The organism is Chitinophaga skermanii (genome assembly GCF_003259335.1).
In the GTDB taxonomy this organism is placed as follows: domain Bacteria; phylum Bacteroidota; class Bacteroidia; order Chitinophagales; family Chitinophagaceae; genus Chitinophaga; species Chitinophaga skermanii.
Genome location: NZ_QLLL01000002.1, coordinates 72,290 through 98,607, shown reverse-complemented (window position 1 = coordinate 98,607; position 26,318 = coordinate 72,290). Strand labels below are relative to the sequence as shown.

16 protein-coding genes are annotated in these 26,318 nt (G+C 42.2%); 13 read left to right on the top strand and 3 right to left on the bottom strand.

The window, feature by feature from the left end; all coding sequences use genetic code 11:
- Positions 1–31: 31 nt before the first annotated feature.
- Both LX64_RS04450 and LX64_RS04445 read left to right on the top strand, forming a co-directional pair.
- On the top strand, positions 32–1,003 hold the full coding sequence (locus tag LX64_RS04450) for a BT_3987 domain-containing protein (RefSeq protein WP_111596429.1): 972 nt from the start codon (positions 32–34) through the stop codon (positions 1,001–1,003).
- 24 nt (positions 1,004–1,027) lie between these two features.
- Positions 1,028–4,651, top strand: coding sequence for a glycoside hydrolase family 2 TIM barrel-domain containing protein (locus tag LX64_RS04445; protein WP_111596428.1), 3,624 nt, complete (start codon positions 1,028–1,030; stop codon positions 4,649–4,651).
- Between the two features lie 49 nt (positions 4,652–4,700).
- On the opposite strand, the gene LX64_RS04440 is transcribed toward LX64_RS04445, so the two are convergent.
- Positions 4,701–5,270 carry an RNA polymerase sigma-70 factor gene (locus LX64_RS04440; protein ID WP_111596427.1) on the bottom strand — a complete coding sequence of 190 codons (570 nt, stop codon included), beginning with the start codon at positions 5,268–5,270 and terminating at the stop codon, positions 4,701–4,703.
- A 167-nt stretch (positions 5,271–5,437) separates the two neighbouring features.
- Here LX64_RS04440 and LX64_RS04435 point away from each other — a divergent pair, with 167 nt between their 5' ends.
- Together LX64_RS04435 and LX64_RS04430 are read left to right on the top strand one after the other, a co-directional pair.
- Entirely contained in the window at positions 5,438–8,701 is a 3,264-nt protein-coding gene (locus tag LX64_RS04435; RefSeq protein WP_111596426.1) for a glycoside hydrolase family 38 N-terminal domain-containing protein, read from the top strand.
- 154 nt (positions 8,702–8,855) lie between these two features.
- Positions 8,856–9,734: a DUF11 domain-containing protein gene (locus LX64_RS04430; RefSeq protein ID WP_111596425.1), complete on the top strand. Its 879-nt coding sequence runs from the start codon at positions 8,856–8,858 to the stop codon at positions 9,732–9,734.
- Positions 9,735–9,804: 70 nt separating this feature from the next.
- Here LX64_RS04430 and LX64_RS04425 read toward each other — a convergent pair whose 3' ends face one another.
- Positions 9,805–10,848, bottom strand: a complete 1,044-nt coding sequence (locus LX64_RS04425) for a fatty acid desaturase family protein (protein WP_111596424.1) — start codon at positions 10,846–10,848, stop codon at positions 9,805–9,807.
- A 57-nt stretch (positions 10,849–10,905) separates the two neighbouring features.
- Complete coding sequence (locus tag LX64_RS04420; protein ID WP_111596423.1) at positions 10,906–11,787, bottom strand: lysophospholipid acyltransferase family protein; 882 nt, start codon at positions 11,785–11,787, stop codon at positions 10,906–10,908.
- Positions 11,788–12,301: 514 nt separating this feature from the next.
- Between LX64_RS04420 and LX64_RS04415 the strand changes: the two genes are divergently transcribed.
- The 9 genes from LX64_RS04415 (at position 12,302) to LX64_RS04375 (ending at position 26,318) form a co-directional block, all read left to right on the top strand.
- On the top strand, positions 12,302–12,853 hold the full coding sequence (locus tag LX64_RS04415; protein WP_158538524.1) for an RNA polymerase sigma-70 factor: 552 nt from the start codon (positions 12,302–12,304) through the stop codon (positions 12,851–12,853).
- 50 nt (positions 12,854–12,903) lie between these two features.
- Positions 12,904–14,022, top strand: coding sequence for a FecR family protein (locus LX64_RS04410; protein ID WP_111596421.1), 1,119 nt, complete (start codon positions 12,904–12,906; stop codon positions 14,020–14,022).
- A 60-nt stretch (positions 14,023–14,082) separates the two neighbouring features.
- Positions 14,083–17,715 carry a SusC/RagA family TonB-linked outer membrane protein gene (locus LX64_RS04405; RefSeq protein WP_111596420.1) on the top strand — a complete coding sequence of 1,211 codons (3,633 nt, stop codon included), beginning with the start codon at positions 14,083–14,085 and terminating at the stop codon, positions 17,713–17,715.
- A 17-nt stretch (positions 17,716–17,732) separates the two neighbouring features.
- Positions 17,733–19,232: a RagB/SusD family nutrient uptake outer membrane protein gene (locus LX64_RS04400; RefSeq protein WP_111596419.1), complete on the top strand. Its 1,500-nt coding sequence runs from the start codon at positions 17,733–17,735 to the stop codon at positions 19,230–19,232.
- Between the two features lie 19 nt (positions 19,233–19,251).
- Positions 19,252–20,064, top strand: coding sequence for a putative zinc-binding metallopeptidase (locus tag LX64_RS04395; RefSeq protein ID WP_111596418.1), 813 nt, complete (start codon positions 19,252–19,254; stop codon positions 20,062–20,064).
- A 177-nt stretch (positions 20,065–20,241) separates the two neighbouring features.
- Complete coding sequence (locus LX64_RS04390) at positions 20,242–22,356, top strand: carboxy terminal-processing peptidase (RefSeq protein ID WP_158538523.1); 2,115 nt, start codon at positions 20,242–20,244, stop codon at positions 22,354–22,356.
- Positions 22,357–22,385: 29 nt separating this feature from the next.
- Positions 22,386–23,627, top strand: coding sequence for a TlpA disulfide reductase family protein (locus tag LX64_RS04385; protein ID WP_111596416.1), 1,242 nt, complete (start codon positions 22,386–22,388; stop codon positions 23,625–23,627).
- 65 nt (positions 23,628–23,692) lie between these two features.
- Positions 23,693–24,658: a TlpA disulfide reductase family protein gene (locus LX64_RS04380; protein ID WP_111596415.1), complete on the top strand. Its 966-nt coding sequence runs from the start codon at positions 23,693–23,695 to the stop codon at positions 24,656–24,658.
- 637 nt (positions 24,659–25,295) lie between these two features.
- Complete coding sequence (locus LX64_RS04375; protein ID WP_211324732.1) at positions 25,296–26,318, top strand: catalase family protein; 1,023 nt, start codon at positions 25,296–25,298, stop codon at positions 26,316–26,318.

Below are 26,318 nucleotides of genomic sequence, written 5' to 3'. Positions count from 1 at the left end.
ATTCGCATTCAAAACCTTATCATTCCAAATCATGAAACTAACATATATATCACGTGTGCTTTTAGCTACCATCACGCTTGGGTGGACTACAAGCTGCGAGAAGATCAATATTCCGAAAGAAGATCAAGTGGCCAGCTCCAGCCAAGTGTATATGGCGGCAGCCGCAAGAAACATGAACATGCCCGTGTTGCGCATGGCCGATACCACCTACACAATTACTTACGGTGCAAGCTATGGTGGCTTCGAACAATTGTCGCACGACATAAACGTAGAGTTTATCAACGATACCGCTAAAGTAACAGCTTATAACACGCAGTATGGTACCAGTTACCCGCAATTACCCGCGGCTTGTTATTCCTTGGAATCTCTTTCCGCTGTCATTCCAAAAGGAGGTGTATCAACCGCCCCGCTGGCCATCAAAGTCAACCCAAACAAAGGGATGGTCTTGTTTAAAGATTACCTCTTAGCTGTTTCTATTAAACAAGTAAGCAACAATGTGAAGTTGAATACTGCTTTACAAACAGCCTATTACATCGTACGTGCTTCGCTCAACTTCTCCGACTTTACCGATTACAACCGTGCCAACTGGACAATCGCGGGTGTATCATCGGAAGAACCGGCAGAAGGGGAAGAGAATGGTGGTTTAGGTAAGCATACCATCGATGGTAAAACATCTACCTTCTGGCATACAAAGTGGGACGGTGGTTTTGGTACGCCGCCGCATTGGATTAGTGTAGACATGGGCGAGAAGAAGGTCATTCATGGCTTAGTGTTCACAGGTAGGCAAAGCACAAACAACGGCAAGCCCAATAACGTACTATTAGAAGTAAGCGACAATAATATTACATGGACAAGTGCCGGAACATTCACCTTGCAAAATATCAATACAGCGCAACGCTTCTTTGTAACCTCCTTCCCGGAAGGTCGTTACTTCAAAGTAACCGTGCTCAGTAATTTCGGCAACGTAGAATACACGCATCTCGCAGAGTTGGGGGCTTTTTAGAAAGAACATAGTTTAAGAGAGAATATGAAACCATCATTAAATAAATGGAAAACACCCGCCGTAGTTGCGGGTGCTTTCCTTATGTGTTTGCAAGCAGCAGCACAATTCAAAGAAAAACAGTACTACCAGTTAAGTAACCATGCACAACAAGTAGCCGATGTAAAAAATAACCGCGACAATAACGCCCCGGTATATATGATGCCCAAGGCTAAAAACGCACCTTCACAGGCATGGACTTTACATGCCATAGCCAAAGATACCTGGCAATTAAACATGGCCCTAAGTGCAAAAAGTATCGACGTGGGCAACCGCGCCAACCAAGCTGCCACACCCATTTTATTGTGGGATAATGAACCTGAAAATAAAAACCAACATTGGACCTTTCAACCTGCCAGCAACGGCACTTATACCATTACCAGCATTGTCAACGGGCAACGGTTGTGCAGCCGCAAACTAAGTAATGGTGATGAGATGATCTGCCAAGCACCGGTTGATACAACGGATAAATCTCAATACTGGCAAATTACACCCATCAAAGTTGATGTGCCGGAAGAGAAAATAGTAAGAGGCGATTATTGGGAAGATGAAACCATCTTCGCTGTGCATAAAGAACCTACACACGTTACTTACATTCCTTTCCCCTCTATCAAAGCTGCTAACGAAGCCAAACCGTACAGTGATGATAGCCATATTTCACCCTTCTACCAAAGCCTCAATGGCCCTTGGAAATTCAATTGGGTGAAACACCCGAACGAGAAGCCTAAAAACTTCTATCAACCCAATTACGACGATAAAAACTGGGCCACCATTCCAGTGCCTTCCAATATGGAAATGCAAGGCTATGGAACCCCTATCTATACAAATATTACTTACCCCTTCAAGAACGATCCACCCCGCGTAATGGGCCCAGTACCTGCCGATTGGACGGCCGCTAAAGAGCCTAACCCCGTAGGATCGTACCGTAGAGAATTTACCATTCCGAACGATTGGGATGGGAAGGATATATTCCTGCATTTCGATGGTGTTATTAGCGCCATGTATGTATGGGTAAATGGGAAACAAGTGGGCTACTCGGAGAATAGTTTCAGTCCTGCTGAATTCAATGTAAGTCCATATGTAAAACCCGGTAAAAATACAGTAGCGGTACAAGTGTACAAATACAGTGATGGCAGCTACTTAGAAGATCAAGATATGACCCGCTTCAGTGGCATACACAGAAGGGTGTACTTATTTGCTGTTCCCAAACTACATATCCGCGATTTCTTCCTACGTTCCGAATTGAATAAAGACTATACCGCTGCCCGTTTCTCTATTGAAACGAAGGTGGTGAATAATGGCAAAAGTACCAGTGCTCCTGCCATTGTTGAAGCCGAGATTTTGGATGAACAAGGGAAGCATGCAGGTAAGATCGACCCAGTAAATATCAATGCCCAGCGCAAAGGCACGGAAATGATATACACGCTGGTAGGTGATATACAACAACCACAATTATGGTCGGCAGAGAAACCTGCATTATACACCGTAAATATCACCTTGAAAGATACCAAGGGGGCCGTACTAGAAGTAATGACTTCCAAGTTTGGTATACGCGAAGTAAAAATTAGTGGTAGCCAATTATTAGTGAATGGTAAACCCGTGTTGCTGAAAGGCGTGAATAGGCACGAGATTCACCCTACATTAGGTAAGGCCGTTACTGTTGAAAGTATGGTACAAGATATTTTGTTGATGAAACAGCACAATATCAATACCGTACGTTCTTGCCATTACCCGAACGATCCTATATGGTTGCAATTATGCGATTATTACGGTTTGTATGTAATTGATGAAGCCAACCACGAAACGCATGGTCACCAGAAAATAGCCACCTATCCATCTTGGCAGCCTGCTATTATCGATCGTACGGTACGATTGGTAGAAAGAGATAAAAACCATGCCTGCGTAATTATTTGGTCGTTAGGCAATGAAGCCGGGGCAGGTCAAAACTTTGTAGCAGCCCGTGAAGCAGTAAGAGCGCTTGATTTATCGCGCCCTATTCACTACGAAGGTATGAATAGTGTGGGTGACATTGAATCAAATATGTATCCTTCAGTGGATTATATTATTGAAAGAGGGAAAGCGACTTCCGAGAAACCTTACTTTATGTGCGAGTATGCCCATGCCATGGGTAACTCGGTAGGTAACTTGAAAGAATATTGGGATGCTATCGAATCTCACAAACGCCTAATTGGTGGTTGTATTTGGGAGTGGGTCGACCAAGGTATACAAACAAAAGTACCGGGCGATCAAACCGGTAAAACATATTTCGCTTACGGAGGTGACTTAGGTGATACACCCAATGATGGCACCTTTAGCATTAAAGGTTTAGTAACATCTGATCGTCAACTAAAACCAGCTATTCAAGAGGTGAAGAAAGTATACCAATACGTGAAATTCCTGAATGCCGGTGTACAAGAAGGCAACATACGCATACGAAATGGTTATGCCTTCCAAAACCTGTCGGATTATACCATTACATGGACACTCATGGAAAATGGCTATGCCATCCAACAAGGAGTACTGAACAATTTCGCCCTACAAGCGTCGAAGGATACCGTCATACATATTCCTTTCACACAACCGGCATTAAAACCCGGCGCCAGCTATTACCTTAACATGCAAGTAGCCTTGAAAGAAGATGCTATTTGGGCGAAAAAGGGGCATATCGTAGCTGCCGAACAATTGATCGTGAATTGGTTTACCCCGAACCCGGTAGTAGATACTACTAAACTACCCTTAGTTCTCAAACAAACGGGTAACCAAGTAACCATCACCGGTAAAAATGTAACTGTTCAATTCGATCGAACAACAGGCCGTATGTCTACTTTGCAATACGGGCAACAAACCTACATATCGCGGGCAGAACATGGTTTAGCTGTAAATATTTACCGGGCTATGTTAGACAATGATCATACGGGCGACTGGGGGCAACCTTATGATACCCGCAGCTTTGGTTTCGATCAACCGGAATACACTTTGCACAAATTCGAAGTAATACCTGGTACTTCGGAAATAAAAGTACAAACAGGCTTACAAGTGAAAACCAAGCAAGGTTTTAATGTACAAGTAGCCTTGCATTATACCATCTATGGTAATGGCGCTATTAAGGTAGACGCGTTATTGGAACCTAGTCAAACACAACTCTTTATTAACCGCCTTGGATTGCGTATGTTCTTAGAGGAAGGTTTGGAAGAAGTGACTTGGTACGGTCGTGGCCCGCATGAAAACTACATCGATCGTAAATCTTCGGCTTTTGTAGGAATTTACAACCGCTCTGTAACAAGCATGTTGGAACAATATGAGAAACCCCAAGGTATGGGAAATAGGGAAGATGTGCGTTGGTTGAAATTATCGGCCAATAAACAAGGTAAAGGAGGATTGCAGATTGTGAGTCATGATGTAATGAGTTTTAGTGCTTTACATGTAACAGATGAAGATTTAGGAAAGGCAGCACATTTGTACGAGTTGAAGCCCCGGAAAGAAACCGTGGTTACATTGGATGCTCGCCAAATGGGCTTAGGTAATGGCAGTTGCGGCCCTATGCAATTACCACAATACTTAGTGCCTGTGGCACCCGTACGTATGTCGTTTACAATACAACCCATCGATTGATAATCCCATGATGGAAGGCGGGCCTAGTGCTTGTCTTCCATCCCTTTTTTTATAATAATAATGATACGAGGAAAGAGAAGAGTTGGCTAATGCTGGTGCGTATTGTTTTGAGTGCACGGGTAATGTGCGTTTCCACTGTTTTTTCAGAAATCTGCATATGCTCAGCGATTTCTTTCTGCGAGTAACCTTCTTCGCGCAATTGGTAGGCCATGCGGCATTTTTCAGGTAAGCCCGATACCATTTTCTTTAACCATTCGCGCAGGTCTTCAAAACTGATCCATTCTTCTGTATACGAATCCGTTAAGCTAACTTGTTGCGCCAAGTGTTGACGGTAATGTTTAGCACGATCTTGCTTGGCCAAGTAATTGATCATACGGTATTTAACGGCTACTACTAAGTAACCTTCCAAGGTTTCGATGTTGAGTTGTTCGCGGCGTTGCCAGAGGTCTACAAATACGTCTTGCACAATACTTTCGGCTTCTTCGTTTTCTTGTAGTTTCTTGGCAGCAATGTAGAAGAGTTTGTCCCAATAACGACGATAGAGCTCGCTAAACGCGTGGTGGTCGCCGGCTTGAAGAAGGCCGAGCAACTCACGGTCGGTATACTGTTTTAGCTGCATTGTCGGAACGAAGAATAATGATCGAAAGGTAATAGAAATAGTTGGCTTATCAAAGCGTTGTTAAAGAACCGTTTGTAAAGTAAAAGTAGCAAATTTATAAAACCCTAGTATTTTGCTATTGATATAGCGAGTTGTGACAGTGCACAACATAATAATATTATTCCCGTATGAAGAAATTCCTGTTATTAGGCTTGTTAGCTTGCGCGCTACACATAGCCAAGGGGCAATCCCCGTTCGGCCAACAAACGAAATGGTTGTCGGGCTACCAAAATGATCTACAAGGCGAAACATTAACCTATCATTCTGCCTACCCGGATTTTGTAAACCAATCGCTGCTCACAAGAGCCACCGATGGACGCAAGACCATTGAATGGGAAACGGCTCCCGTTCCTGCTAATACAAAAGATAAATACGTTTACTTCCGCTGGCTAGCGTCGCATTCTACGGGCACCAATAGCGGGAACAGGCATTTCGATTTGTATTTGAATGGTGAAAAAGTAGTGACGATTACAACGGAACAAGGTAATAAAAAGCCCACTTGGCGCTTTTCCAATGCCGATAGTACCACCATCGCATTTGTTCAAGTAAGAACCGATGGCGCCAATGATGCCCATGGTATTGCGTACTTACGTGTACCCCTAGCACGAATTAAACCCGGTGCAAAACAACGGTTGATGCTCATTGGTCAAGCGCAACAAAGCAACGATTGGTTCATGACGTCGAAGTATACATTTGAAGAAAAAGCAGAGCTTGCCGCTTATCCATTTTTATTAAAAAATGGTCGCCAAGCCGTGGTGATGAATGTATTACATTTTGGTAAAAATGAATCACTTTCAGTTACCATCGACAAAACACAACAACATCAATTCGAGGTAAAAGATGGTATGAATTCTTTTGAAATAGCTGTACCGGCGGTACAAGCAACCCGCAACATAGCCGTTGTGGCGAAGTATGCCGATAAAGTGTTGTTTGATGGTAACCTTACCATGCAACCGGTAATCAAAAGAGAAATCCATTTCATCCATCATTCGCATACCGATATTGGGTACTCCCATTTACAACCAGAGGTGGCACGCATTCACACGAAGAATATCCGTGATGCCATTCGGTTAGTAGAGAAAACAAAAAACTATCCCGAAGAAGCGAAGTTCACTTGGAACGTAGAATCTTTATGGGCAGTAGAGAATTTTTTAAAAGAAGCTACGCCAACGGAAGAACAGCAGTTTGTACAAGCCGTTAAAAGCGGTCGCATTTGCTTGTCGGCTTTGTATGCGAATATCCTTACAGGGTTAAGTATGCCGGAAGAAATCTTCCATTATACCGATTACGCGGAAGTGTTACGCAAGAAATACGGTATTAAAATAGAAAGCGCCATGATTTCCGATGTGCCGGGCTTTGCATGGACAACCGTTACTGGCCTTTCCAAAGGAGGCGTAAAGTACTTCTCCAGCGGCCCGAATTACTTGGGTAATAACCATCCGTACCGTGGCGACCGTGTTGGTCATTTCGTGAAAGAGTGGGGTGATAAACCTGTATGGTGGCAATCGCCCTCTGGCCAAGAAAAAGTATTATTCTGGACAGGCGGGAAGGGATATTCCTCGTGGCATGGCAATGCGCCGGGCGCCATTTTCCAGAATGGACCAAAACGCATCGCGGAATACTTGAACGACTTAGCCGCCCATAAATACCCTTACGAAATGGTACAATGGCGCTATAATGTAGTGGCCGATAACGCCCCTTTAGACAGTACCATCTCCGACTTCGTAAAACAGTGGAATGAGAAATATGCCTCTCCTACAATAGTACTCAACTCGGCCGATAAAATGTTCGAAGCCTTTGCTGCACGTTATGGCAAAGATATTCCAGTTGTGAAAGGAGATATAACGCCGTATTGGGAAGATGGCGCGGCATCAACAGCTACAGAAGAAGGCGCTAACCGTGTAAGTAGTTTACAATTACAACAAATAACAACGCTATACTCTGTACTGAACCCAGGTAAATACAACCCGCAAGCTTTCTATGAAGCTTGGCGGAATGTACTGATGTTCCACGAGCATACTTGGGGAGCGCATAATAGTATAACGCAGCCGGGTATTCCTTTCGTAACCGAACAATGGCGTATTAAAAAAGACTTTATGTTAGCTGGGGAACAACAAACAGCTGCACTTAAAGTAGCTGTATTAGATCCACTCACCGATTCGTCATCAACGTCTATTGCAGTAGTGAATACCTTGTCGTGGACCCGCAATGGCCAAGTTATTTTTTCTTCTAAAGCACCTGTTAAAAGCATAGCAGATAGTAAAGGAAAAGTATACCCATTGCAGCAATTGAAAGATGGTAGTTATTTGTTTATTGCAGAGAACTTGCCACCCTTAAGTACAACAATTTATACCTTACAAAATACGCCGGTTAAAGTACATCCATCTCCATTCACCATTACCAAAACAGCTATATCAAATGGAAAAGTGAATGTTATATGGAATTCAATGAATGGTTCTATTACCACGTTAGAGAAAGATGGGGTGAATTATGCAGCTTCATTCAGAGAACAAGGCTTAAATGGATATTGGTATGTGCCAGGTATGGATCCTACGCAAGCGGTTACAAATGCCGCCCCGGAAGTTATAGTCGAGGAAGTAGGGCCTTATAGGTGCGTGGTGCGAATTCAATCATCAGCACCCGGCACGCAAAAGTTAGTACGCGTAATTACTATGGTAGCTAATGACGACAAAGTAACCATTGAGAATATGTTGGAGAAGTCGCCCACTACTACGAAAGAAGCCATGTATTTCTCATTCCCTTTTGTTCAAACAATGAATAAAGTTACTACAGATGCGGGGTATGGCACATTACGTTATTTGGAAGACCAATTACCGGGCTCGAACCGTGATTTTATTAGTACACGTCGTTGGCTTGATGCATCTGGTGAGAAACGTGGCGTGCAGTTAATGATGATTGAACCATTTATGATGTCGCCGGGTATGGTAGATGAAAGGTTAGTGATTAACCAACAGCATAAAGAATGGAAAACAACCGCAGCTCCAACTGCGCAATGGTTTAGTTATGTAATGAATAACTATTGGCATACGAATTATAAAGCCAGCCAAGAAGGAAATAGTGTTTTCCATTATGCCTTACGTCCACATAATGGTATTGCCAATGAAGAGCAAGAGAAGGCGGCTATGGAGTTTATGCAACCGTTGATCGCATTCCCAGCTAAAGCTACCTTGAAAGCTACATTGCCATTATGTACATTATCTAATCATCATGTAGTTATAACAAGTATTACACCGCAACCGGGTGGTCAACTTGTTGTTCGCTTATTTAATCCTTTAGCTGTTGCCCAGGATACAGACCTTATATCCAGGGGGAACGGTACATCAAGCTTGTCGTTCCAAGCATTTGAAGTGAAAGAAGTGGTCATGAAATAAATCTTGCTTCATTTATACAAGGAGAGCTGCCTACATCATGTAGGCAGCTTTTTTTATGCACCATGTGTGCCAACACCCAAATAAACATTCAAAACGCCTGCGCTGTTATTGTAGCTAATTTTCTATCTACAGTAACCTCAAAAACGTTTACAGCATGTTTAAGCTAATGCGCTCCCAAGCGTTTACAGTATGCGTAGCATTCTTCCTATGCATCATACAATCAACCATAGGCATTGCATCTACGACCCATCGTTGGGCCTTCCAAGTAAATACCAATGGGCCTGTATCGGTAGCCCGTGGGGAAGTGGTTTCCTATACTATTTACGTGAATAACCTAGGCCCATCTGCCGTTGCCGGGGCATTGATAACAGATCTATTCCCGGCAGGCTTCGAGAACATCACATGGAAGGCAAGTGCTTACCCGGGTACGGTAATCATTGGGAATACGAGCGGAACGGGGAATGTTTCCTTGCAAGCCAACTTGCCGGTGAGTAATTACAGTGGCGTGCAAATTTCGGTGACAGCTACAGTGAGCCAATCGGCGACATTAGGCGCTACGCAGAACCTAGTGCAGGTAGGCATACCTGGGAATTCGCCTACCAGTACTGCTTATGCTATTAATGTATCGGCTGTAGCAGCACTAGCCATTGTAAACACGGCACCACTTACAGTTACGGAAGGAAGTACCCTTAGCTATAAATTAGAGATTGTGAATGGCGGGCCTTCATTTGCGAATGGTACCGTGGTAATTGATACCGTGCCTAGCGTGCTAGTATCACCGGTATTTGAAGTGTCTTCCGCTACAGCAGGGGTCAGTAATATTAGCTTCTCTAACAAGGGGAATGCGTTGCAAGCCAATATCGGCACCTTTCCTGCCCAAGCGAAGGTGGTGTTACTCTTGAAGGGTACTACCAGTGGAACAGGTAAAGTAAGTAACACGGCTTATGTGGTAGCACCCACAGGTACCAATAATCCCGATACCGCCAGCAGCCAAAGCACCGCTATTACCGAAGTAACGCATACAACCCAGTAAGCAAGCACTACAAATAAAAAAGGATCACCCGTTACCAGGTGATCCTTTTGCAATATGTTGTTATGTTCTCTTACATTACTTTCGATGTAACCACCGCGTAAACAGGCTTAGCCGGGGTACATGGTGTACCTCTTAATGCTGCTGCTTCACGCAAGGTAATCATGCGTTGTAGTTGGGAATCCCAAATCTTCAGTTTGCAACAAGCAATGATGTCTTTAATACCAAGGCTTGTAGTTTTAGCGGTTTGTAACTCCGGTATTTCCGCCATTACTTGTGGCAGCTTATAGAACGGGATGCGGGCATTCAAATGATGAATATGGTGGTAACCAATGTTCGCCGTAAACCAGTTCATCATCGGCGACATTAACATGTAGCTCGACGATAACAAGGCAGCATCATGGTAACACCAATCTTCATTCTCCTTAAACGTTACTCCCGGGAAGTTATGCTGCGCATAGAACAAGTACGCCCCAATACCACAAGCAATCGTAAACGGAATAACGATAAATAAAGCCCAAGCCTGCCAGCCTAAAAAGATGATCACAGCAGCGCTACCGCCAATATGCAAGATCAACGCCAATAAGCTATCCCAGTGTTTCTTTGGACTGCTCGTGAACGACTGTAAGCACATGCCAATCATAAACATCGACAAGTACCCTGCTAATATCGTTAATGGGTGACGGGTAAAAAGATAAGCCCTTCTTTCCTTGCCACTCATTTGCTCAAACTTTTGGCGCGTAGCAATGGGATACGAGCCAATGCTAGCACTAAATAATTTAGAATTATGTTTATGGTGATAATCGTGTGAACGTTTCCAAATAGAGGTAGGGGCTAGGATATATAACCCGAAGATGGTCATAATACCTTCTGCCAATACAGAGTTTTGTAAAATGGTATGGTGTTGATGGTCGTGGTAAATAACGAACATTCTTACTACGAGCAAGCCTGATAGGATGCTGGCAGCCAGTTTAGCTACAAAAAAAGGTAATAATAGGGTGGCTGATAAAGCGGCTACCAGTAATACAAGGGTAATCCAAAGATGTTTCCAACTACTGGAGCGGTTTTCGCTGGCATATGGTTTAGTTGCCAAGATGAGTTCTTTTCCTTCGCGCATAGGTGTTTGATTTGAATGGTGATGGCTGGGCAAAAGTACCCGCCATAGTTACGGGCTTTATACTGTTTGTGGTCGTTTATGTTTCCAACGTCTGTGCGACCAAAGCCACGTTGCAGGTTGTTCTATAATATCTCTTTCCAATTGTCGTGTATGCGACACGGTAATCGTTCCTTCTGCTGCTTCCGATGGTTTTGCTACCAACATAGCAGCTTCTACGCTATAATATCCACGTTTAACTTTATGAACGGATACGTACACTACCGGTGAATTCATTTTCTGGGCAATCTTTTCCGTGCCTTTCGAAACGGGTGTATCCTGGTGAAGGAATTGTACCCATTGCGCGGTAGAAGGGGTAGGCGATTGATCGGCAATGAACGCCGTGGCATTTAATTCGCCCCTGTTTTTCACCATTTCGCGGAAAGTATCCTGCATGGCAATCAACTTCGTGCCGAAGCGTGTACGCATTTTGTACATCAACTTATTGAAATCCTTGTTGGCAAGTGGGTGGTAAATTACATACAACTGGTGCTCACAAAGCAAGCTGAAGGTATTACCGGCCCATTCCCAATTCCCTTTATGGCCCATTACCAGCACAACACTCTGTTTTTTGTCGGCCAGTTCCTTGAACAATTGAACGGTTTCGGGTGTGAAGCTGCAACGCTTCAACATTTCTTCTTTACTGATGGTAAGTGTTTTGAATGTTTCCAGGAACATATCGCACAAATAATGGTAAAAGTCCTTACCAATTCTCTTGAGTTCTTCTTCTGATTTACCTGGGAACGACGCTCGCAAATTGCTCATCACTACTTTCTTCCTATAAGAAAGCACATAGTAGAGTAACCCATTCATCGCGTCGGATAATAGGTACAGCAACGGGAATGGCAATAAAGAAATGCCATAAATAACTGGTTGTAGGCAGTAAAAAATGATAGTCGACAAGTTAGCAATAGGTTTAATACAAGCTCCCGGTTAGGAAGCAAAAGTCATAAATATATACTTCAATAATTGAAATTCATAATATTAGCGTGTGATAATCGTGTTATTTGCCCAATTTTTTCCGGGATTGAGCATTGACAAATTGAATAACATGCTTTTATTACCTATTAAATAGACTTCCAAAATAGCATTTACCCCTAAGCAATAATCACAAAGACTTGTTAAACAGGGAAAAATTCATCAATTTGAAAAATATTTTGCGCAGGCTTCACCCTTTTTTGAACAAACATTGCCTATAGTCATGGCTACGTGTTAGAAAGGCCATCAACCAAAAGAAAGATTAATATTTGCCGGCAACCATAGGTCTAAATTCAGCCGAGAAGAAAAAATCATGTAATGCCTTATAGGAAAGGCTTGTTCGAACTTATTGCCAGAAAAGCGATGTAGCAAAATGATAGAAATTAACAGGGAATTATACTTTCTTTGCGCGGATACCGCTCAAGGTACAACGTGGTCTATGCATCAACCGAATTCAGGAGAAGCCGTTTCTTTCGAGAACCAGTTCAAGCTTCATTTTAAACTGCTGTGTGCTGTTGCTTTCTATATAGTAAATGATGAAGATGCTGCCCGGGATATTGTGCAGGATTTTTTTCTTTATTGTTGGAAGAAACGACACCATATCCAAATTACGCACGATTTTAAACGGTATGCCGTACGTGCCATTCGCAATGCCTCGCTCAACTACATAAAGAAATCGAGCAAAACCACGCTCGAAGAAGTAGGTGTTATCGAACAATTGTCGAAAAACTTCCCAGGCGAAGAGCTGGAACAAGACGACCAGCGCAACAAAGCCTTATGGGAAGCAATTAGTCGTTTGCCAGAACAGCGCCGAAAAATTTTCTTATTAAGTAACCAGGACGATTTGAAGTACAAGGATATCGCCGTTAAACTCGATATCTCTATTAATACCGTCAAAACCCAAATAAAGCTGGCTTTACTCTTCTTACGGAGAGAGTGTAGTTGGATGGTAAAAGTGATGGCTTGCCTGTTTTTTTTCAAACAATGGTAAAAGCCTTCACCCTTTTGTAACATTTCGTTGCCTAATGAGTAGTAATTTTTATGAATACGAACGATAACAAAAACGATATAAACTGGGATAAACTCCTCGACGCCTTTGAAGGAGAGGATAGTTCCACCTCGCTTACGCCGGAAGAATTCGCACTTTTGGCGAATGCGAAAGAGATCCAAGCCCGCCTTCATACCGATCAATTCGATGAAAACATCGGTTGGGAAAGGTTCGTGGCAGCAAGGGATCAAAAACGTACCCGGGTATTCCGTCTCGTAAGGTTTGCAGCAGCTGCTGTAATTCTTGTAGCGGTAGGTCTCGGTGCTTGGTTTTCCTTAACACCTGCTGTGCCATCTACAACCATCGCCGAAGCCGGCGAACCGGGTAAAGTAAAGTTCAAATTGTCGAACGGGAAGGTGTTGGAAGTGGAGAAAACAACTTCTCTACAACAAGCTTCTTCAGGTGCTAGTGTACAAGTACAGGCAGATAAAGCTGTGTATTCCGCGGGCGATGCCACGGTAGCAGCGAATGCTTTGGATACTTTAGAAGTACCACGCGGTATGCAATTCGCTTTGCAATTGTCCGACGGAACGAGGGTGTTCGTAAATGCAGGCTCGCGCTTTGTGTTTCCACCGGTGTTTGCCGGTGCTACCCGCGAAGTATATGTAGATGGAGAAGCCTATTTAGATGTAGCCGCCAATGCACAACAACCATTTATTGTACATGCTGGCGATGCTTCTATGAAAGTATTAGGCACAGGTTTCAATGTAAATAATTATTCATCCAATGTTATCACAACACTCAGTTCCGGTAAACTATTAGTGATGGCCGCTAATAGTCAAGTTGTATTACTACCGGGGGAACAAGCACGTTTCCAAAAAAGTAATGCAACGCTGGAAAAAACAACAGTGGACACAAGGCCATTTACGGCTTGGAAGGATGGCGATATTTTCTTCGAGGATGCAACATTAGAAGAAATAGCCACCACCTTATCGCGGATGTATGATTACGATGTTCGGTTCAGCCAAGTTTCTTTAGAGAAAAAACGCTTCACGATCGACATGCGCCGCCCGCAGTATGTGCAAGATGTATTTAAACAAATCAGCCAAAGTGATCAACACGTGCAATTTAAAATGGAAGGCCGTGTAGTAAAAATTGTATATCAACCGTAAAAGCCAACTAACAGGGTAACATCGTTGGGTGTTGCCAGGCATTCATTTAACATACCTACCATGCGTACATTATTAAAATCGTCCTTTCGGTGGAAGGACATGGCAGCTTATGCAGTAAGGCTTCCCATGCTGTGCATGTTTTGCATTCTTTTTCAATTCTCGGCACAAGCACAAAGTGGCGGGCAAGATTATTTAAAGACAAAAATTTCTTATTCGGCGAATAACGTCCCGTTAAGCAAAGCCTTGAAGGAAATTCGCGTAAAGTCAAAAATCCGCTTTACGTATAGTTCCGATTTAATCGAGCGCCAACAACCGGTGAGCATCTCTATGAAGGAAGTTACCATCGAAGCCTTGTTGCAGAAGTTGTTAGCGAATACAAAGCTGAAATTCTCGCCTGATGGAATGGGGGGCATTACAATTTTTGCCGATGAAAAACCCGGTGTAAACGAAGATAAACGCTTAGGTTTCGTTTTACAGGGCCGTGTAACGGATGCCAATGGACATCCAATTGGAGGGGTAAGTATTAAAGCACATACATCCAACGAAATGACCGTTACACAAGCCGATGGTTTGTTTTCCTTAACCCCGATAAACGAGGAGCTTATCACTTTGTCGATGATCGGGATGAAACCTTTAACCATTACTGCCAGGCAAGGCAAGAATGAGTTACAGGTTTTTAAAATGGATACCATTGCAAGGGATATACAGGAAGTAGTGGTAAACGGGTATCAAAAAATTGATCCCCGTTTAGCTACCGGTTCCGTGGTAAAGTTAAGTGGTGCCGACATTATACAACCAGGTGTACCTACAGTAGATCGTATGTTACAAGGTAAAGTGCCGGGCTTAATGGTGATAAACAGTTCGGGTGGTGCCAATGCTAAACCCACGTTACGCATGCGTGGTACAGCTACCTTGGTAGGGAATGCTTCGCCTTTGTGGGTGATAGATGGGATGATTCGCCCAGAACCCGTGAACCTGCCATCGGCCGTTTTAAATAACGTAGTAAACGGAAGTTTATCGGCTAACTATGAATTAATGGGAAATGCCATCAGTGGTGTAAACCCTTACGATATTGAAAGCATCACTTTCTTAAAAGATGCTGCTGCCACAGCTATTTATGGTACCCGTGCAGCAAATGGTGTAATTGTAGTATCTACAAAACGCGGTAAAGCCGGGCCTACACAGTTTAGTTACAACGCCACGGTTTCTTTTAACCGTGCACCGAAGTATAGCGATTATAACATGATGAATTCTAAAGAACGTATCCGTTTTTCAAGAGAAATGTTGGAAGATGGCGTGGCGTATGGACAGGATTTAAGCTTGTTCAAAGAGAATTATTCGTATGAAGGCTTATTGCGGATGTTGTATGCCAGGGAAATTACCGAAGCTGAATTCCAACAAAGGGTAGCAAAGCTTGAAACGGAAAATACCGATTGGTTAGGATTGTTTTTCCGTAATAGTATGAGTACAAACCACTCGCTTAGCATGGGTGGTGGTGCCGGTAAAACAACGTTCTACGCTTCTGCTACTTATAATCTAAATAATGGCGCTGCTAAGAATGATGGGAATCGTTCATATGGCATGAATGTAAACATTCATAGCCAAGTAACGTCTAAATTGCAGTTGGATTTAACCGTGATGTCGAACTACCGGAAATCTACCGGGTATTATAACGGTGTAGACGTGCTGGCTTATTCTTTGCAAACATCAAGAACGTATAATGCCGACCTCAAGTATCCCCAGCAAGTAAGACAAGCCGCCAGCGGTTCTTCTAATTATGAGCAGTATAAGGAACCTTTCCTCTTCAATATGAAGAATGAATTGGCGCATACAGAGAATACGACAACATTGCAGTCTACTACAGCTAATCTTAGTTTGGATTATAAGCTCGGAAAAGGATGGACATTTAGGAACAATTCCAGTATTATTTATAATATCATGCGTGGTTTTATTGCCGCAGATGAGCAATCATTTGCGATGACCCCTAAACGTGGTTATAACTTAAGTTACCAACCTACCGAGAAAGAATTTAATGAATCTACCTTGCCACGTGGAGGGATTGCCGATTTTAATAATTCAAATAACTTAACATATAGCATTAGGAATAGCTTCGATTATACAAAAAGCTTTTTCGCTGAAAGAGATCATTTCAACTTTACCATTGGTAATGAAATTCGTTCTACGCGAAGCTCTTTACTATTGAACACAGCGCCAGGCTATTTCCCAGAAAGAGGTAAGATATTTTCTCCCTCAAAGAAAGCATTAGAGAATTATTCTAAGAACAGTATTATCGATATGTTGGATAACGGTGTAGGCTATTATGCAAACATGGCTTACAATTTTAAAGGACGTTACATTTTGAATGGTTTGATTCGTACAGATGGTTCAAATAGATTTGGACAATACTCCAATTCAAGGTTCTTACCTAACTACGACATTTCGGCCCGTTGGAATGCTGCTGCTGAACAATGGTTCCCAACAAGCGGGCTCTTATCAGACTGGCAAATACGCGCATCATTCGGTACCCAAGGTAACGTAGTGGATGCCGTTGGCCCACAACTGATCGCCAGCTATAAGAATGATATATTAAACTATTATGATGAAATTCCTAAGCTAACGATTAAAAGCATGCCTTACCCGGATTTACGTTGGGAAAAGACGTACCAATGGAACATAGGTACTAATGTAGCATTCTTAGATAATAAATTAAGGGTGAATGTTGACTATTACAACAAGCGAACGGTAGATGTTATCGACCAAGTAGATATTCCTTTCGAGTATGGTATGGGTAAGATGTATAGAAATGGCAACACGATTGTGAATGCCGGTTTAGAAATGAGCGTGGGTATTGATGTAATTAAAAGTAAGAACACATTCTTTACCCTGTCTTTATCATCTAGTAAGAACCTCAATAAGCTGTCGAACCGTGTAACGCGTAACGACTATTACGCGCTATTTGGTGCAAATGCAAACGTGCCTGGTCGCCCGATTAGTGGGTTTTACTCTTATAGCTTTAAAGGCTTAGACCACAACACGGGTATTCCTACATTCAATAACATGGATCATGCATTCACCAGCAACCCGGATGATATTCTCGTATATTCCGGCCAACTATTGCCTAAAGTAACGGGTACTATCAACCCAGTTTTGCGATACAAAGCCTTTTCATTCTCCACTGTATTGTACCTCAGCTTGGGTGCTACAAAACGTTTGAATGATGGTTACCAACGTATTGCTAATAATATTATGAGTGGTGTACCACCTACCTATACAAACCTTCCTGTTGAGTTTTTAGATCGTTGGCGCAAACCTGGTGATGAGGCATATACTAATATTCCCACCTTCTACGATCGTTCAAACAATAACATCGAGGTGCCTTTTACCGTAGTAAGTGATAGTAGATCTTTGACAAAAATTACTGTAAGTCCTTATACCGCTTATTTCCAATCGGATATTAGAACCATTAATAACGACTATCTCAGGTGTACGAATATCAATATGGGGTATGCATTACCTCCACGGTTAGTGAAGAAAGCGGGTTTGAAAACTTTGTCGGTATCGGGTACAGTGAATAACGTTTTTGTAATTGCCAACAAACGGTTGAATGGTCAAGATCCAGAAACGGATAACTTTGGCAGCTTCGCATTGCCTATAACACGACAGTATAGCTTTACTGTAAATACCACTTTCTAAACAAGAAAAAAGAACAGATGAAAAAGATAATATTAATCGTGATGTGCGCCATTAGTTTTTCTTCTTGTAAGAAGTTCTTGGCGGAGTATTCTCAAACCGACTTGGTACCTAAAACAACGGAAGATTATGCTGGTATATTAGTAACCGATGGTTACCCCGGGCAACGTATTTTACAAGCATATGTGGGATTATTGTCAGACGATGTTGAATGTTTTTTTACTCCTAAAGGGAGGGTGTTAGTGGGTAATGCAGTACGCGGAAGTGCGGCTTTCCAATGGCAACCCGATTACGTGGAGAATATTGGGGAAGTGGAAATAAAAAATAATATCAATAGTTGGCAGACTTATTACCAAGGTATTTTAGGAACCAATGTAGCTATTCAATATATGGATGGTGCAATTGGTCCCGATGATAATAAATTCCAATATAAAGGTGAAGCTTATGCATTACGCGCCTATTATTATTTCCAGTTAGTAAATTTATACGGGCTTCCTTATAATGATAAACTTACTTCGCCGGCAAAAAATCCTGGCGTGCCATTGGTATTAACGGCTAACTTATCGGATGAATTTATACCTCGTGCCTCTGTACAAGAAGTGTATACACAAATTGAGCGCGACTTAGATAGTGCTATTTACTGTTTGAACAAAGGGAAAAAGTACAATAATAAAACGCGCTTATCACATGTAGCAGCTCATTTGTTGGCAAGCAGGGTGTATTTGTACGAAGACAAATGGGAGCAATCTATTGCGCATGCAGATGAAGTGATCAAATACCACCCCACTTTGATGAACCTGAATACTTGGGATGGTTACCCAGACCCAGAATCAAAGCCGGTTACGGGTCTTAAAAATGTTGAAACTATTTGGGCATTTGGGATGAACCAAGAACAACTACCGTCTCTGTTGGTGGAACCTTATGGTATTTCTACCGACCTGTATAATTCTTTTGCTGATAACGACCTTCGTAAATTCATCAATATTGCTGAAAACTTTGGTCCTTTGTTAGATATCTTCGGTGTTGTTTATTCAGACATGAAAAATACCATTTCTGGCTCTACAACCAGCAGTACAGTGTCTGCCCATTTTAGCACTTGTTTCCGTAGTGCAGAAGCGTATTTGAATAGGGCAGAAGCCTATATCCAATTGTTCAAAAAAGGCCAAGCAGATGCTGATAATAAAGCATTACAAAGCTTGAATACCTTGCGCCAAAATCGTATCGACAAATATAGTTTCCAAGCATGGGAAACCGCGCCTGCCGATACATTGTTGAAACATTGTCGTGAAGAACGAAGACGTGAATTATTCCGTGAGGAAGCGCACCGTTGGTTCGATTTAAGACGTTATGGTATGCCATCGATTCGCCATATCTATCGGCCTACAGAAACAATTACGGAAGTATACGAATTGAAGGAAAGAGATCCGCAATATGTGATTCCTATTCCACAAGCTGTATTAACGCGTAACCCGCTGTTAACACAGAATACATTATTCGCCGGTCCCCGTGTGGCACTTTAATCATTGTAAAAAGAGTATCATGAAAAAATATGCTTTATTCTTATTGGTGGTGGTGATGGCTGCTTGTAGTAAGGAAGATAAATTAACGCCTTCCCCGGTAAAACCATTATACCAAATACCGCAAGGTAACCAACCTTACGATGATACCATCGTAAAGCTTTACGGTCAGTATAAAACGTACATCCTGTATAAATACACGCATGCAGATTTTGCGTATAACTTGCTTAATAACCGTACCGATAGTGCACAAGCGCCTAACTTAACGTATGTGCCCAATGCATTAGAGATGTTGCGTAAGGGGATCTTAAATAAATACCCCGAAGCATTCTTGCAAAAAACCATGCCGCAGAAAATCTTGTTGGCATCGTCGATCGGTAATACAGGGAAACCATCTGCCAGCAACTTCGCAGCCACCATTAGCGCTATGACAATTGGCTGGTGCGATAGTACCTTGGTAAAACAAACGCCGGAGAATATGCGCTTCATCTATCGAAAAATGAACCGCGCTTATTTTGAAAGATTGATGTTGGCCAATATTATTACAGTGCCGGCCGATTTTTCAGCCTTAGCATATACCTCCTACGATGTAGTAGGCCCGGTACCATATGCATTGGGTATTGTAGAGCCACCAGCTTTTGGTAATAATCAAACCACCGACTTCCTAGGCTTCGTAGAGCATATTATGGGCTATACGAAAAGTGAATTGGATGCTACTATCTTAAGTGCTTCCGTAGATAAAAGCGGTAAAATCAAAAAGAAATACGCCATTGTTGTGAAATTCTTTTTAGACAATTATAACTTCGATTTGCAAGCTATTGGTAATGCTTCATAAAACGTGGTGATCCGCTATTCGATCATGTTTAAGAGGAACCGGGGTAATACCGGTTCCTTTTTTTATTGTAGAAATATTTCACTTTTTGCTTCACCCTTTTTACCAGGTTCGTTGCCTTAGATGAAAGCAAGCATGTTAAGGTTTGTTTATCATTTTTTATCAAAAGAAAGAAGTGTAATGAAGCGTTATAAATGGCTATTCTTATTAGCTTGTGCCTCTTCTGTTGGAACAGTGGCGAATGCACAAGCACCTACCGATCCGGTTGCTTTAAAAGCATTTAGATCCGATGTAATCAACGCGGTGTTTAGTAAGGTGAAAAAGAAGCATTTCCAACCACGTGCCATCGATGATGTGTATGCAACGGCCGTATGGAAACATTATCTCCAAACGATCGATCCGTATAGCTCTATCTTATTACAACAAGATATCGATCAACTCGCGAAGTATAAAACAACGATTGATGATGAAATTAATACCGGGAGAACCGACTTCTTTGATGCTGCATTTGCTTTACTAGAACAAAGAGTAAAGGAAACAGAAGCTTTGTGTATGCAACACTTGGCAAAGCCTTTCGATTTCAAACAAAAAGAATCAATAGCTAACAATGCCGACGCTTTTCATTATCCTACTACACTTGCAGAACGTTCAGAACGTTGGCGTAAGCTGATGAAATCTTATGTACTACGTAATTACATCGAGATGAAAATGAGCAGTGGTGATACAACTACACTCGCATCAGAAGTAGATCCTAAAATAGAAGCCAAAGCTCGCGAAAAGGTGCGTAAATGGTATGCCGAGTATTTTAAAAAATCGTACGGTAAAGAGGCTGCAAATGAAAAGTTTACAGCTTATATCAACGACGCGGTAATCGAGATTGACCCTCATACCATGTATTCTGGACCAAAGGATAATTCTTTTGCCGATATGTTAGCTAAGCGATACTACGGTATTGGAATGGAGCTGGGTATTAATGCGGATGATTATTTTATTAAACGCTTGTTGCCCGGTGGTACGGCTATGCAAAGCGGTTTAGCCAAAGAAAATGATAACATTATCGCCATCGCAACAAAGGATGGAGAGATGAAGCCGGTTAGTGGTATGGCTAATAATGATGTGGTAGCTATGATCCGTGGTGAGAAGGGAACCACTGTGAAAATGGAATTACAACAACCTGGTGAGAAATCGCGCATTGTTGAAATTAAGCGTGATGAAATGGTAGATACAGAAAATAAAGCCAAAGGTGCTGTCATTGAAAAGAATGGTAAGCGCTACGGATATATTTACTTACCTGGCTTCTACATCGACCCAAAAGGCGAGAATCTCAATGGTTCGTATAATGATGTGGTAAAGGAAATGAATAAAATGAGGGAGCAGCAAGTTGATGGTATTATCATGGATTTACGTGGTAATGGTGGTGGTTCTTTGGAAGAAGTGGTGAAGATGGGCAATTGCTTTATGCCATCTAGTCCTATATCCTGGTTAAGAAGCAAGGAAGTGGTGAATAACTATTCTTCCAGTGCAAAAGAAGCCATGTATAACGGCCCGTTAACGGTGATGGTAGATGAAGCGAGTGCTTCTGCTTCCGAGATTTTTGCAGCGGCTATTCAAGACTTAGGTCGCGGTCTTATTGTAGGTACTTCTTCCTCGTACGGTAAAGGCACGGCGCAAATGAATATGAACTTAGGTAAGTTGGGCGACACTAATGGTAATACCGCCGATGTTAGCTACGGTAGTATGCGTTTAACCATGGAGAAGTTCTACCGTGTAAATGGCACTACAACGCAAATGATTGGTGTAAAACCTGAAATTGTATTCCAAGACCGCATGTACTGGCAACCAATTGGCGAAAAGATTTTTTCTTCTGCTTTAAATGTGGACACCTTACGTTTCCCGCCGATCAATCGATTAAAGTTTTCTTTTGATTCTGCAAGCGTAGTTAACCGGGCAAAAGAACGTATCGCGAATAACCCGGCTTACAAGAATGTATCCGCCAATATCCAAGCCGTGCTCGACTACTCGAAAGAGCCGGTAAACCTAGAACTAGCCAGTTTCGTTCGTCAATACAAACAAGCCAATGCCGCACAAAAAGCCATTCAAACAGGCAAAGAACTGCCGGCTAATGCACAGTTGTCTGTAAAAGCAGCCACATTAAATAGCTACAATCCCGCTATTCATAAAGCCGAAGAAACAGAAACACCAGGATACAAAGCTTTCTTAGATAGAATTCGTAAAGACATCTACATCGCCGAAACAGTATCTGTGTTAGAAGATATGGCAAAAGGATCTAAATAACGTTCAACTTAATAACGAAAACAACCAAGATGAAAAGAATATTCACTTTGCTGCTTTGCTTAGCTTCCGCAGCAACCTATGCACAGAAAAAGAAACCTACTGCTGCTGTAAAACAAGATAAAGATACACTGGTAACCGTGTATGGTAAGTTCGAAAATGCACTGAATGATACCGTAGTTGTATTAACAGAAGCGTACTCGCAAGAAGCTGTGTACACCTACATCAAGAAGAACAAGTTCGAATTAACAATGGGCGTACCTAAAGGTGGTAGCGTATACATCTTACAAGTAGGTAACAGCGGCGAAAAAGGGGGTACCGTGTTGTACCTCGAAAGCGGTATTTGTAAAGTAGAAGGTAAAGGGCCTTATTTTGAAGGTGCTTCTTTTACAGGTAGCCCATGGGTGAAAGAATGGCAAGAAGTAATGGACATTACGTCGCCATTTGAAGGTGACGGTAAAACAATGGCCGACTTACAAGAAACATTGAATAAAGCCATTAAAATTGGTGATGAAGATGTAGCAGATTCTTGTGTAGCACACATCCAAGTGCTCGATAAGAAAATGCGCGATACGTTAATCCGTTGGGTAAGCAATCACCCTAACTCAGGCCCTTCTGGCTATACTGCTACTACTTTCTTCCCACAAAAAGCACAACGCGACAGCGTGGTTGCATTATTGGGCGAGCATGCGCTTAAAACAAGGTATGTACAACGCTATTTATACCCTGGTAAAATAGATAAATCGAATATTCAGTTCAAATTGGGTGAGGGAGCAGCAGATCCAAGCTTAGTAAATCGCTTAAAAGCGGGCGATAAAGCACCTGGATTTACGTTGCCTGATGTAAATGGTAAAAACGTTTCATTGTCGGATTATAAAGGTAAATACTTGTTTATAGATTTCTGGGCTAGCTGGTGTGGACCATGTTTACCACAAATCCCGTTCTTACAAGATGCCTATGCGAAATATAAGAACCAAAACTTTGCTATGCTGGCTGTTTCAATGGACTCTAAACGTGCAGCTTGGGTAGATGCTATTGCAAAACATAAATTGTCGTGGACAAACGTGTCTAGCTTAAAAGGTTGGGCCGATACAACAGCGGCAGCATATGGTGTTACTTATATTCCTTCCAATGTTTTGATTAATCCAGAAGGTGTGGTAATTGCGCGTGATTTATACAATGATCAAATCGATGCTAAATTGGCAGAGATCTTCAAAATGAAACCAAACGATTTACCACCATCGAACTTGAAAAACCCGACCATAAAAAAATAAGCAGTACTGTAACGGCACTTCTTGGTGCCGTTACCTTTTCTTGATCAACCACAATCCCTCTCAATATGTTAAAACGCATTTTGCAAATAGGCGCATTCTTGTTGCTGCCGGCAGTAGCAGTATCTGCACAAGGATTTGAAATTAAAGGTAACATCCCAGGTTTAGTGAGCGGTTCAGTACAAATTCTCCGCCCTACGCCTGGTATTCAATTTGAAAAAGTACGCATTGAAAATGGGCAGTTCGTATTTAAGGGTACTGTTGATCATCCAACGGTTGTGCAATTGAAGATTAGTACGAAATCTTTTTTCATGTTTTTGGAGAACAAGCCGTATAAAGTAAACGTTCCATTCGATTCTTTAAAAGGGGAGAGCATTATTGGGGGTATGTACAACTTGGAATACCACGAGTATAAAGCAGCCTTCAAAGAGCCAATGGTGTATTTGAAAGCACACCCATATCTCCAAATAGCCCCATGGTTGGCCACACAAGCTGATCAGAATGCTGAAACCGCTGTAGAGGGTTATAACTTGTTATCTGCCATCGGTAAAGCCTCATATTATGGCCAAGAATTAGCTAACCGTATAGAAGGTTATAAAACCCGTGCAGCCGGTACTGTGTACCCCGATTTCAAGTTAACAGATGCTAGTGGTAAAACTTTCTCGGTAAGCGATTTTAAAGGTAAATACGTGGTAATCGATTATTGGGCGTCTTGGTGTGCGCCATGCGTTGCGTATATCCCGAAACTTCGTGAACTGTATCATCAATATAAAGACAAGAATGTCGTATTCCTCAGCATTTCCCTCGACGACGACGCCCAAAAATGGCAAGCAGGTATGGAAGCACATAAGATGGAATGGTACCAAGGCTTGGCAGAAGGTGGTTTTACTGATCAAGGCTTGCGTAAAACCTTTAACATCAAAGGTATTCCTTACGTGATGGTAGTTGGTAAAGATGGAAAGATTGTAGCGAATATGGATTATGCACAGAAGGTAAAGCTTCCGGAGCTAATCGCTGAATTGGTTAAAAAGTAGAGAACTGTTGTGCTGGAGGGTTGGGGATGATTTAGGTAAGGCTTGATGAAATTTATTGCATAGAAATCATCATTAAAATCCCCAATTCCTCCGCCATAACCGTATCCTACCAAGATTGATTCCTATGAATAGCATCCCCTAAAAGGGGGATTTTAAAGCTCAGTTACTTCTATTTTCTTTACAAGTATACTGTGTTAAAAATGCCATCAACTTTGCCCGGGCTTTGTGCCCATTGGCAAGCGAGAATTCATCACAATTATTATAATTTCGAACCATCTACCAATAAAGGTTGGACTATCTAGTTCCAGCCTTTTTTGTTGCGGTATGACGAAGAAGATATGTAAATGTTTCTTGGTATTAAATGAATTTTTTACATGATGTTATAACGAGTAATAAGGTAGGAATTGATGATGGTATAGATGTATGGTAAGTGATTCAAAATCATGTTGTAACAAGCTAAATTTCATTTGGAAGGCATACCTAATTTACATAATATTGCTCCACAATAAACGACAGTATCTACAGTATCTAAATGTGCGTAAGTAGGCTATAATACAGCATTATAGTGTGTTTGTACCCGTGTCCTAATAATCCCATGTTGTTAGCTATCTAATTGCTCACCCCTAAATATGCATGTATGCATTTATTATCCTCGCATCACAACACGCGTAAAGAAAAAGCGGTTGATTGCGACCAAAACCCCACGGCCAGTCTCAAGGAAATGTTTATCGACATTATTCAATTTCCGCGGGCACTAGATGGCCAGTGCCCTGTTCGTAGACCCGTTTTCTCGAAGCAACATGGAATGGTAAAAGCTACCTGGGAACGTACCCCCAATTTACCCATTGCTAAACAAGTAGGTGTATTTAAACACGAAAGGCTCGACGCTTGGCTACGCTTCTCTAGTGATACCAAGGTGGGTTTAGGTGATCTTAAAAGTACCATTGGCCTTGGGATTAAACTATTTGGCGTACCCGGCGAAAAGCTCTTGGAAAGTGAACACGATGCTTTAACGGCCGATTTCATTTTGCAAAACCACGACGTGTTCTTTGTACCCAACGCCACCGAAATGTGCAAGTTTACGCATGCCGGAGTTATTCTCCGCGATTACAACGAGTACTTAAAAGATCATCCCATTACCGATGAGATTTTAACGGAGATGGAGAAGGAAGAACCCAGCGCGCTCATGGCTACATTCGGTAGTTGTTTGCCCTACGCTTTTGGTACTAACAACTACGTAAAGTACAAAGTAGTAGCACTAGAACCCGCCGTTACGAAGCCTATTCCCAAGAATAACCCCTGTTATTTGCGCGATGAATTGAAACAAAGCCTTATTGAAAAATCTTGGCGTTTCGGGTTTTATGTACAATTCCAATCGGGTACAGGTATGCCCATTGATGACGCAACGGTGAGATGGGATGAACAAGTGTCGCCCCCAGAATTGTTTGCTACCCTTACTTTGCATCAACAAGATATTGATGCGCCCGGGCAAGTAGCCTACGGCGAAAACTTATCTTATAACCCTTGGCATACATTAGCGGAACATGCACCGGCCGACTCAATAGGAGCAGTACGGAAAGTGGTGTATGAAGAAGGTGCTCGCCTTCGTAGAAACCGCAATGGTATTGCTTTAACAGAACCTCGTTCAGCCCGTCAATAA